The sequence below is a fragment of the Paenibacillus sp. FSL F4-0125 genome, from assembly GCF_038008565.1.
Classification (GTDB): Bacteria; Bacillota; Bacilli; order Paenibacillales; family Paenibacillaceae; genus Paenibacillus_AQ.
On sequence record NZ_JBBOZJ010000001.1, the window covers coordinates 4,264,630 to 4,276,799 of the forward strand.

8 protein-coding genes are annotated in these 12,170 nt (G+C 43.1%); 2 read left to right on the top strand and 6 right to left on the bottom strand.

Annotated features, from left to right (window positions below):
• The first annotated feature begins 64 nt into the window (after nucleotides 1-64).
• A complete protein-coding gene (locus NST74_RS18950; protein ID WP_341113828.1) occupies nucleotides 65-916 on the top strand; it encodes an AraC family transcriptional regulator in 852 nt (283 codons plus the stop codon).
• Nucleotides 916-1,800: a DMT family transporter gene (locus NST74_RS18955; RefSeq protein ID WP_341115930.1), complete on the top strand. Its 885-nt coding sequence runs from the start codon at nucleotides 916-918 to the stop codon at nucleotides 1,798-1,800. Before NST74_RS18950 ends, NST74_RS18955 begins: the two co-directional genes overlap by 1 nt.
• Before the next feature lie 336 nt (nucleotides 1,801-2,136).
• Here the strand turns inward: NST74_RS18955 and NST74_RS18960 are convergent, their stop codons facing one another.
• From NST74_RS18960 to NST74_RS18985, 6 genes are all read right to left on the bottom strand, one after another.
• A complete protein-coding gene (locus NST74_RS18960; protein ID WP_341113830.1) occupies nucleotides 2,137-6,618 on the bottom strand; it encodes a hypothetical protein in 4,482 nt (1,493 codons plus the stop codon).
• Nucleotides 6,605-7,363 carry a DUF6063 family protein gene (locus NST74_RS18965; RefSeq protein WP_341113831.1) on the bottom strand — a complete coding sequence of 253 codons (759 nt, stop codon included), beginning with the start codon at nucleotides 7,361-7,363 and terminating at the stop codon, nucleotides 6,605-6,607. The genes NST74_RS18960 and NST74_RS18965 overlap by 14 nt, the downstream gene beginning before the upstream one ends.
• A 12-nt stretch (nucleotides 7,364-7,375) precedes the next feature.
• A complete protein-coding gene (locus NST74_RS18970) occupies nucleotides 7,376-8,881 on the bottom strand; it encodes a hypothetical protein (protein ID WP_341113832.1) in 1,506 nt (501 codons plus the stop codon).
• A 201-nt stretch (nucleotides 8,882-9,082) separates the two neighbouring features.
• Nucleotides 9,083-9,889, bottom strand: coding sequence for a carbohydrate ABC transporter permease (locus tag NST74_RS18975; protein ID WP_341113834.1), 807 nt, complete (start codon nucleotides 9,887-9,889; stop codon nucleotides 9,083-9,085).
• Complete coding sequence (locus tag NST74_RS18980; RefSeq protein ID WP_076121149.1) at nucleotides 9,886-10,761, bottom strand: carbohydrate ABC transporter permease; 876 nt, start codon at nucleotides 10,759-10,761, stop codon at nucleotides 9,886-9,888. The genes NST74_RS18975 and NST74_RS18980 overlap by 4 nt, the downstream gene beginning before the upstream one ends.
• A 28-nt stretch (nucleotides 10,762-10,789) precedes the next feature.
• Nucleotides 10,790-12,082, bottom strand: a complete 1,293-nt coding sequence (locus tag NST74_RS18985) for an ABC transporter substrate-binding protein (RefSeq protein ID WP_076121150.1) — start codon at nucleotides 12,080-12,082, stop codon at nucleotides 10,790-10,792.
• Between the last annotated feature and the right edge of the window lie 88 nt (nucleotides 12,083-12,170).

Consider the following 12,170-nt stretch of genomic DNA (forward strand, 5'->3'; position numbering starts at 1 on the left):
TGCAAGAATGCTCCTAATTTTAACATTATAATGGGGTTACATAACTGGAAAAGAAGGTGCAGCAGTGACTCGTGAAGTTCGAACCATCGTCTTCGATAGCGACTTGAATTTTGAGGCGTATCGCTTTGAAGGGATCATGCAGAAATTCCCCAACCATTTCCATGACTATTACGTTATTGGTTTTATTGAACAAGGCAAGAGACTTATGATTTGTAACAATGAAGAGCATATCCTTAACAGCGGAGACGTGATCCTCTTTAATCCGCAGGATACCCACTCTTGTGAACCGTTGGACGGGAGTTCCTTTGACTATCGCGCCTTCAATATTCAGCCAGAGGTTATGCGTAAGTATGTGCTTGAAATTACCGGCATGGACTACTTGCCTCGGTTTACACCTAATGCTCTTTACCAAAGTGAACTGACGGGCTCATTACATGATCTACATCAAATGATAGTAGAGGATCAAACTGATTTTCAAAAGGAGGAATTGTTTCTGTTTCTCCTAGAGCAGCTTCTGAGAGAATATTCCGATGCGGAACCCTTCTATTCCTCACAGGACCTTACCTCTGAAATCAAAACGATTTGCGAATACATAGAGACACACTATGCGCAGAATATTGCTCTTAATCAATTAAGTGAATTGACAAGCTTAAGCAAATATCATTTGCTGCGTTTATTTACGAAACAAAAAGGGATATCACCTTATCGATACTTGGAGACCATTCGGATTAACCAAGCTAAACGACTATTAGAACAAGGAATACTTCCTATAGAAGTGGCCTCGCTAACCGGGTTCAGTGATCAGAGCCATTTCACAAATTTTTTCAAAAAATTGATCGGCTTAACCCCTAAACAATATATGCGTATTTTTAGTCAGCAGCCGAATCAGAGGCAAACAACGGATCGCACGATATGATGGATCAACGTAAAACTAATACGGGACATTTACTGGCTCTAATTACAATTTTAATCTGGGGAACAACCTTTATCTCTTCCAAAATACTGTTAACTGACTTTACTCCTGTTGAAATTCTGTTCTTCCGCTTTCTATTGGGTTACTTTGTATTGTTACTGATCTATTCACGTCCAGTGCGAACGAAGTCGTTTAAGGAAGAGCTGCTCTTTGTTTCAGCAGGCTTATGTGGAATTACGTTATATTTTCTTCTAGAGAATATTGCCCTAGTATATACCCTCGCTTCCAATGTAGGCGTGATTGTCTCGATCGCTCCTTTCTTCACGGCAGTTATAGCTCACTTCTTTTTAGAGGAAGAGAAATTCCATCGTCAGTTTATAATTGGCTTTGTAATTGCGCTGTCAGGAATTATTTTAATCGGGCTGAATGGGAGTTTTCTTCTTAAACTGAACCCGATCGGAGACCTGTTGGCTTTCATAGCCCCTATGGTTTGGGCCATTTACTCTGTATTAATGCGTAAGATTAGCGGCTTACAGGTTCATACGATTGGGGCTACCCGCAAAGTATTTTTTTATGGAATCCTATTTATGCTGCCGGCTTTGTTTATCTTTGACTTTCATCTGGATCTAAGCAGATTCAAAGACACCCAAAATATGACCAACATCCTCTTTTTAGGATTGGGAGCCTCAGCTTTATGTTTTGTTACTTGGAATCGAGCTGTAGGTATCTTAGGGGCCGTAAAAACGAGTGTTTACATTTATATTGTGCCTGTAGTTACAGTGGCAGCCTCTGCCCTTATCCTGAATGAAAAGATTACCTGGGCCACCTTGCTGGGAACCTTTTTGACACTAACCGGCTCTTATATTTCTGAACGCAAACCGAAATAATCATTCATCTCCTAGAATTAAAGTAAGAATCCAATATATGGAGTGGATCTAAAAACTAATTAGGGAAAACCTCCCTAATTATGTGAGATTTATCGTGCTCCAAGCGACAATTAGGGAAAACACCCCTAATTATCAGGGTAATTCCTTCGTAAGGCGGGTATTCACGAATTTATTAGGGAGGATTTCCCTAAAAAGTCACACATTGAGCTGGTAATTGGCTAATTTTAGGGACAATTTCCCTAATTCATCCTAAACGCGAAAAAAGGGGCGTACCGGAGTAGCTTAATGCCACTTCGGTACGCCCCTTTCATTATGGACGCTGGTAAACGCTGCTGATCAAAAAAGCGAAACCGGAATGAGCTTTCTTCCTCCCTTGACTAGAGTGGATTCTAACATATCCCCTTTAACACCTCCGAAATAGAGCTGCCAGTACACACCAAAGCGAACGCTGACGTCATTCTTCACTAGCTCCGGCGGCGTAACAATCAGCCACTGAAATTTGAGAGCCTTAGAAATTTCAAATACGGGATCAAGTACGTTATTAGAAACCATTTCTCCAAAAGGATTGTCATATAAAAAGACCGTCCACCCTTTGTTCTCACGATTCACTCGTTTATGCGTCATGATCATCATGGCTACCAGCAGCTGTACAGATTGACGCTGTCCACCACTGCCGACAGCCTCATCCAGCGCACCGCGATTGATGATCTCCCAGTCGGAATAATGATAGTCTTCCGGAGCGGCATAGAGGAAGTAATTCTCCGTTACCGGTTTATATACTTGAAGAATCGGGAAGCGATTCTGAAGTGCCGCATAGACGATTCTTCCATCATTAATAACCTCTTTGATTACCACCGCTGGCACTTGTTCAATCTTTGGATATTTTGCAAGCAATTCCTGGATACATCGATTGAAATAGTCACTCACCATCGGTTCTACTTCATCGCTTGCTCTCGGTACATTGATATTCTTATAATTCAGTCGTACCAGCGGGAAGGCATAATTATTCTCATTATGAATAATCATCCGTCGTTCCATTCGCTTCATAATATCAATGATTTGTACTACACGATAAGAAGCCCGAGCTACCCACATCTTACGGGACTGATCCATATCTTCCTTATCGTTTTGAATGCTCTCAATCTGATCACGTGAACTACGCAACATCGAATCTAGGACTTGCTGAGCAATAGCGAAGTTATCCCAATGCACCGTATTTAAACGATCCAGAATCTTGGTCTCCAGTTCAGAATTCCGTTCATTCTTGGCATGTTTTCCGGTTAATGAGTTTTTCTCTTCCTTCACTTTCCTGGAGACCTCATCCCGTCTAACGCGGCTATCCTTAATCCGAAGAAGCCAGTCAGCAACGAGAGACTCGCAGCTTTCTCTTACACTCAGCATTAATTCTTCTGGCACAGTCCGTAGATTGACCCGTTCCTCAATATGTGCATTCATGATTTTGATTTGATTGGATAACGTCTGAATGAGTGCATCCATTCGTTCCAAAGATCGCTTACACTGATTAAGAATGTGCTCATTCTCTTGGAAACGCTCTTGAATGTCAGTCTCTTTTTGCTCGAGTGGCTCATTCCAAATCTCCACAGCACGCTCGTGTTTCTCTTTGATTCCTTTTTCTACCTTGCGCAGTTCCTTCTGCAAATTGTCCAACTCGGTCTGGCAACGGATGAAAGAGTCGTGAACCATCTGATAGTCTTCTTCTAACGAAGAGGTTTCCGACTTTTGACGGTTTCTTGCAGCCATAATGGATTCGGTAGATTCAGCAGGTTCTGCTACCTTCCGCCAATCCACATCAACTTGATTCAGGCTGACTTCAAGCTCCGTTAGATTCTCGCTGGCCGCTTTGATCTGGGCGGCTCTTGTTCGAATTTCAAGCTCATTCTCCGTCAACGATTGCTGCAGACTTTCAACGGTACTGAGCTGCTGCAACAGAAGATTTTGTTCTACTGGATCAATTGGTGTGGTTTCGATATCATCTGAAAGCTGGTGATATGCCGGAAATACAATCTCAGGAAACCAATGCTGCAGTCTAGGAAATAGAGCATACTTAGCATCTCCCATCCACTTCTCACGCTCTCCGCCAAGGCTTACCATTTGCGCTTCAAGATGCTCGAGCTGTTGATCTTTATTCGCCATTTCCTTGCTAACCAGACCCTTACGATCTGTATAATTTTTCTTCTCTTTTTGAGCCTGCTCATGCTTCTTCGTACGTTCAATCCAGGCTTGTAACGCTATAGCCCTCTGCTCATGCTCAGCACTAAGTGACTTATACTCGGAGATTTCCCGACCGATCCGAGTAAGCGTGCCCTCGTTCTCATCCATCTCGTTGCTCAGACTTATAATGCGCTGCTGAAGTTCACTCTGCAGTTTCAAAAGGGCATTGCGTTTAACTGTAATCGTCACGGTGTTCTCTGTTTGGTATAACCGCTCGTATTCCTGACGCACAGATTTCAACTTCGATAAATAAGCCTCTGCATCCTGAAGCACCTGTTCTTGTTCCTTAAGCTTCGCCTGGATCCCGCTCTTAAAGTTTAAGAAACGATCTGGCTCAAGTACCATCTGTGGTCCTTGGTTAGCTAAAAGCTTAAAAGAAACTTGATCTAGAGCTGCCATTTCTTCACGAATAAAGATAGGCACCGCTGATTTTAGCAGTGTGTCCTTCAGCAAATCCGGTTTAATTTTATCAGCTTCACGCCGGGTTACAATCAGACTATAAGGTAAAAGCGGATGACGCTCTAGCTCTTCCTCACGTTCAAGATATGGACGATCGTTTAAATAGGAACTGCCCGGTGTGGATTGAATTTTAAGCGAATCGAGTGTATCCTTAACCGCCAAAATATCTGAATTCGGCAGCCAGTAGGATTGATTTTGAAGTTCCACATCCATGAGCTGATTGTAGTAATCCCGTCTAGAACGTTTAGTCTGCTGCTCCACCTCATCTATTTTGCGGATAAATCGTAGTTGAATCGTATCCTTCTCTTCAAAAAGACCAGTAGCTCCCAAACGATTATGTTCATCAAACATTTCCAGCAGCACAACGATTTGTGACCATAACTGTGATTCTTTATAGGTCTGAGAATCGAGCTGTACCCCAAGCTCATCAATCTCTCGTTCATAAGAGCGATGTTTCTCACTGAGCTCGGCATGATTCTTATGCTGTACCAGCTTTCGGTTCTCAGCCTCTTTATGCTGTTCCTCTAACGCTTCCATATCCAGAAGTATCGTTTTGGCAGCAGAAATCGTACGTTGAAGCGCCGCCACCGGAGTATGGGCAGCTTCTTGACCATGCTGGGCTGCGAATGTGCCAAGCTCTTCTGTATATTGCCGGATAGATAACGTCAATTCATTAATCTGAATATCCAGACCTGCTAACTCCAGCAGAAAGCTCTCCCGCTCCTTGCGCAGACCTTTTTCTTCACTCGTCAGAGCCCGCTCCGCGGTTCCAAACCCACTGATCGTTTGTTGCCAGAGGTTAAACACCACATCCCACTGTTTCCGAAGCTTTTCTTTAGCCGCCAGAATGACCTCTTGACGTTCTTTCATCTCTAAGGAACCTTCGATGGCTTGAATTTCTTTCTGCCACTGCTCTATTTGTCGTGTGTGGAGCATACGTTTGGCCAAGAAATGAGCCACTTCTAGCTTTTTCTCCTGAGCCTTGGAATGGTCCAGCCGCCCACGTGCACGTCCCTGATCATCACTGAGCTTTTTGAACTCTTCCTGTTTTAGCTCCAGTTCTTCCTTGCTGCGCAAATACTTGAGATTGTCTGTCTCAAATCGCAATTGCTTCGCTTCCTGATAACGCCCAGCCAGCTCATTAGCAACCTTACTTCGCTCTTCTTCTGCATTTTTCTGCTCTTCATAGATAACCGTATAGATCTGACGTCCACGCAGTTCAGTTTCTTGAACAGCGCTCTCTGCTTCAACTCCTAGCTTCACCAGCTCATATAATGGCGCAGCCATTCCAAGAAACTCTGTGTAGACTTGTTCCCGTTGTTCAAGCATCGGTAGGCGTTGAGCAACTGTCGCCGTGTCAATAAACATCCGCTGCAGCGTATTGTCTTCTTCTTTTGGTCCCTCATTCAGACTGGAGCCGATCTCAGGGATAATTAGCTTTTCGAATAAGTTATGGTTGGTAAAGGCATCATTCTTTTTAAAATAACCTTTAATACCGCCCTCTTCCCCATTGATTCGCCGCATATTACGCCACTCGACGATATGAATATCCCGAGTAGCCAGGAAATCATAATATCTTTTTAAATCCGAGCTATGGCTACCGAAAGGTACAATTTCTCCCCGCCGATCTCGTATAAATTGCTGTATCGTTTCAAAACTCGTAGGTTCAGCAGACTCTTCATCAAAGAGCGGCAACGTAGAAAGGGTAAGTTCAGACGCTTCACCGTAATCTGTAAGTGCGTACAGTAAGTAATCTACTTTTATGTCCTGCTGATCCAGCGAATTATGTGCTGTCATAGCAATACCAGTCGTCATGTACTCATTACGCTCACTGTTGTCGAGATGCCATTCGATAGCTACGTGAAAGGTATAAGGTTTAAGTTGTTTTTTATGGTTATGAAAAAATGCTTCAACCTGGTTCTCACTGTCTTTTCCCCATGGCGTTTTGGGCATTAATAACTGAAATATGGATTGCAGCAGTACGCCCTTCCCGCCGCCGTTCATAAGCGTTATAAGGGTATTGGCCGGCCCCTCTTCGTTGCAGAGGTCCAGAATCATATCATCATATTTCTTGAGCATTTTCTCGTATTTAAGTCCTGTAATCCGTATGCGTTCAATCCGCGGCATTAGTAGCACCGTCTTTCTCAGCTAAAGTTCGTCCAATGAGTTTCTTTAATTCCTGATATCGGTCAACATCATGATATAAATACCGCATTCTCTCATAAAGCTCTTCCCGCGGGAATATGCGCTTCTCTGACTCTGAGATGAACACGAGCTTCTCCTCTTCCAGGAGTTTCATGCCTTCATGAATCAGCCCAATTCGTGAGCCTGCGCCTCTTGTCAGAAGATCGCTCTCTTCCTGACTCTTAGTTTGCATATAGAGGTTAGCCCACACCTTCGACATCGCTTGGATATCCAACCGCCACTGCTGGCTAAACTGACCTTCATCATCCATCTGTATCCAAGCTTGAAAAAGTGAAGACACCTGATCGGATATCTGTATATAGGATATACTGTCCTGTCCGGACTTAAAATGAGTCTCGTCCTGGTCCATCTCGGCCAAAAAAACAAGGATGATAATATTAATGATATGTAAATGAGTTTTGCGCTCAATTCGTGAGTATTTATTCTTCAACTGGGTGAAGTTGGTGGCGAACACTGACCCGAGTGGATTGACGAGCAGATGGAGACGTTGTCCGGAATTCATCACTCGGCAGCCTGCCTCCTTGGCAACATATTGAAGCGCATCATATGTTCCAGCGTCCTGCAGGCATTCTGCCGCCGCAGGATCATCAAGAGGAATTACTTTTTTACGAAGTAATTCAAAAAATAGCCGTGAAGCTTGCTGTACCTGTTCTAATGTATAACTCATGCTTGTAACCTCTCACCTCTCCACGATCTTAATAATATATGGACTCATGTCCAGACCAGACCAGCGTACCCTTGGGTATGGTTCTGGAGCAATGCTCGTCCGCAGCAGCTTGCCGCGCAAGCTCTCCAGTTGAGGATCATCCTCTAGTACATACCGGATTAGCAACTGGCATTCATCGGATCCGTTGCTGTTACCTGGAGCTTGTTCTTGTACTGTAATTTCAGAATGAAAAAACTGCACCCATAGATCTATAGCATCCGGTGTACGTGCCCAACGTGTTAATTCCTCCGAGGTAAAAGCTTCCTCAGTAAACGTAAAGCTTCCACACTCGGCTAGAGCATTGAACACAGGCTTCCACAGTTCAACGACTTCCGTCCAAGGAATCCCCTTAGGTATATATTGAACGGTCTCCGCATCTATCTCATCATCAAGTTCATCCATCACAAATTCGGGAATAAAACCAACCTCTTGCTCCTCCCAAGCCCAGGGAAGCGGATAAACAAAATCCTGATTCGGAGCAAACAAACCGCCAAGAAGCAGTTCAAGGCTGTCGCCGCTTGGCAGCCCCTCTTCTTTAACCCATTCCTCCCAGATATGAGTACGGAAGTTAAATCCGGCTGCTCCCCAGAATAATTCAGGGAAGTTCAATCTTAAATTAGTCTCCACCTCAAAAATGTTCAAGACTATCTCGGCCAGTTCATCGTGTACTCGCCTAGAGAGCTCCACTCGTTCTGAAAGAATACGTATCTCGTTAAAGTCGATCACATCTTTCTCGTCATTGGCAAGCCGGGCCAGAGAACGATGAATATTATCAAAATGCTTGCGTTCTTCCTCGAACTGCTGATGAATTTCTTCGAGTCGCTGATGCCGAGCCACTCCAAATTCACTGAAAATATGCTTCGGGTTACGGCGCAATGCATTCCTGTATTCCTGCTGCTCATGGGTCATCTTCCGGACCCGGGAGATAAGCTCATTCACATCCTGAAGTGCCCTTGTTACACGTCCATGCTTAATATGCATTTGAATCTCAAGCAGCTTGATGCTGATCTGGAACTCTTCAATAATCTCATGACTCATAAAAATAAGCTCCATTGCGTATTCGGAGAGTCGATAGATTGTTCTGCCGTTCTCTTCCCAGCTACTGCGGGTCGCATCCTCGTCCACCATGAAATACTTATATTTCTGCACAGCCATTTGCCGAGCGGCATCATCATAATAGTAGGATTCGAAATCTCCGCCATTTCCGCTCCAGAGCAGGCCGTCCACTAAACGTTCTACGGATTCGGTAGTCCCGAGATTCGCAATATTAAAGCGTTCCAGTGCAGTCCAAGCCAGCGCTATAATATCTTCCTTGGATCTTCTCTCATTGGACTCTAGCTCCAAATAATAGACCTGCAACAAGATGCTTAAAGACACCATTTCTTTGTAAGGTTGGATTTCGCCAAGGTTCATCCCAGCCCCCAGATTCCATAGGGGATTTAATCGTTTGTTTCGTTCGCCAAAATCCGACCAATTCATCTTTCTGCCAACCTCGCCATCAGTTCTAGTATGCTACTAAACAAAAATAAAACCCGTATACATCCGTATAGGGTTCTGAAGTACGCGAATATATGTTTCTATTATATCAATCCTTCGAAGGTTATGCTATTTATTGTTAAACAAAATCTAATAAGGACGGAGACAATTAAATGCCCCCGTCCCTACTATATCATTTTGTTGCTACTTCACAGATCCGAGCATCCCTTGTACAAATTGTTTCTGCAGCAAGAAGAAGATTAATACTGTCGGCAATGTAGTGATAACTATGGAAACCATAATCATGCCATAATCTGGATTATAAGACGAAGCTAACGATGACACGATCAAAGGCAGTGTTTTCTTATCCTGACTTTGGAGTGCAATCAACGGCCACAGGAAGTTATTCCAATTACTCATGAATGTAATAATCGCTGCTGCCGCATAGGTTGGTTTCATGGTTGGCATATACACTTTTGTGAATAATCTCAATTCACCCAGCCCATCCACACGACCTGCTTGCAGCAATTCTCGCGGGAAGGATTTGGTATTCTGCATAAAAAAGAAAATCATAAACGCGGTTGTAATGGTAGGCAGAATAACGGCTACAGGCGTGTTTAAAATTCCAAATTTACTGAACATCCGGAACAGTGGAATCATGATCGCTGCAAACGGCATCATCATGGAGAGCATTAGAATACCAAACAGGCGATCTTTACCTTTCGTCCGATAAATCTCAAATCCATACCCTGCGATCGAGCTAAGCAGCAATGTTAGGAGGGTACCCACGACCGCGATCAGAGCAGAATTCCAGAACGCCTGGCCAAGGTTGGTCGAGCCGAATAAATGATTTACATTATCGGAAAGGCTTGAGCCAAACGAGAATTTTCCTTTTACTATATCCGAAGAAGTATTCGTCATCCCAATAAGCATCCATACAAAAGGAAATAGAGAAATGACAGACGCTATGATTAAAAAGAAATGAATGACTGATTTATTTAGCTTGCTCAATCTTTTTCGCCTCCCACCTTAAGTTGAAGAAATGCCAACACAGCTACCATGATTACAATGGCATAGGAGACTGTAGCCGCATAACCAAAGTTAGGAGTATATACGAACGATAGGTTATAGATATAATTCGATATCGTCATTGTCGAGTTACCCGGTCCACCATTGGTAATATTAACGACCTCATCAAATAATTGCAGCGTACCATTCGTTGAGATAATTGCTGTAAACAAAATAATTGGTTTCAACATTGGTGTAGTGATACTGAAGAACTGCCGAGTCTTAGAAGCTCCATCAATAGAAGCCGCCTCATACACACTAGGATCAATATTTTGCATAGCAGATAAATAGAAAATCATGTTGTAACCCGTCCAACGCCATGTGATTGCTAGAATAATAACAATACGTGCCCAAAGGGGATCAGTGAGCCATCCAACAGGCTCACTCACTAAATGAATGGACATAAGCATACGGTTGAGAATACCGTCTACAGAGAATATGCTTTTGAACAAGACTGCATAAGACACCAATGAGGTTACACACGGGAGAAAAATCGCCGTACGATAAAACCCCTTAAAGCGCAAACCAGGCATATTAAGAAAATAAGCAATGATTAAGCCCAAGAACAACATAATCGGCACCTGAATAACCAGGTATAATAAAGTGTTCGAGACCGCTTGTCTAAACATAGGGTCGGAGAATAGACGCACATAGTTTTTGAGCCCTACAAAACTGTACACAGTCCCTTTCCCTGATTGAAATGATAACAGTAATGATTGAATCATGGGATAGAAGCTAAACAGCATTATGATCAGTGAAGGCCATAATACGAACTGCCATCCCGCGATAGTAGATTTATTCCACTTTTTCTCCATATCCTATCCCCACCTGCTAACTTTATATTTATTGCACCTGTTGTTCGAACAATTTTTGGATGTTAGCTAAGCTTTGCGTCAAATCCGCGCCATTCAGAATGTTTGGCAATTCATTTTTAAGTGCATCTTTTGCTTCCTGTGTATACATTCCCAGAGAAATCCCCGGAACTTCTGTAGACCATTTCGTGAAATCGCTGTAGATAGCTTGACCACCAAAGAACTCTGAGGTTTGACCATAAGCCTCACTGGAGAATGCCGGAATAAAGGAACCCACACCGCCATTTTCCGTCAAGAATCGCTCGTAGAATTCACTGCTGGAGCCCACTGTTTTGGACAGGAAATCAATCGCAAGATCTTTATTAGCTGAGCCATCAAGCACGAACCAGCTGGAACCGCCTTCATTCGATGCATTAACACCACCATCAATTCCTAATCTTGGCGTTGGCGCTACTTTCCATTTACCACTTTGATCTTTAGCGTCCATGATAGATGATACCTGCCACACTCCCGATACTACTGTAGCTACATCACCAGCATTAAAGCTGCCTACAAATTCACTCCAGCCTGTAACAGGCTTAGCAATCCCGGAATCAGAAATCGCTTTGTATACACGAAGGGTCTCTGTCATTACAGGGTTATTAACAAAGTTTCCTTTATTGTCAGGTGTAATGTACCACGATCCACCCGATTGCAGAAGAATGGAGGTTAAGGCTTCATCATTGGGATTAATGGTCGCCATGTATTTGCCCGTCTTTTCTTTTACAATTTTACCGATCTCAATATAACGATCCCAAGTGATATTCTGTAAGTCTGCATCCGTAAAACCTGCTTCCTCCAGATAATCCGAGCGGTAGAACATACCTGTTGAACCAATATCAAAAGGAACACCATACATTTTACCGTCTACCTTAAGTGCATCGACCTTGTATGGAGAGAATTGAGTGTAATCAATCTTGTCACCAAAATCTGCGAAGGTATTTGGATATGAGTTTACATATTTTTGAATATTAGGATCATTTACCAGAATAATATCTGGAAGACCGTCTTTAACATCTGCTGCCAGATTAGTATTCAGCTTTTGTTCCAAGTCCGTTTTGGCCATTTCAACAACCTCTAGCTCAAAATCAGGATTTTCTTTTTTGTAAAGATCTTCAGCGATCTTTAAAGCTGCACCATTAAAGGAAGGGTCCCAGGCCCAAGCGATCACTTTTTTCTTAGTAGTACCGCTTTCATTTTTCTCCGCTGAATTTGATGACCCGCAAGCAGCGAGTACTGTTGCTGTCAATGATACTAAGAGCAATACTGATAACCATTTTTTCAATTTCTGCAACCCCTTTTGACTTTGAATGTAAGCGGTTCATTATTTAACGCTTGAACCTAATTTTAGAGAATTCAAAATGATAAGTATA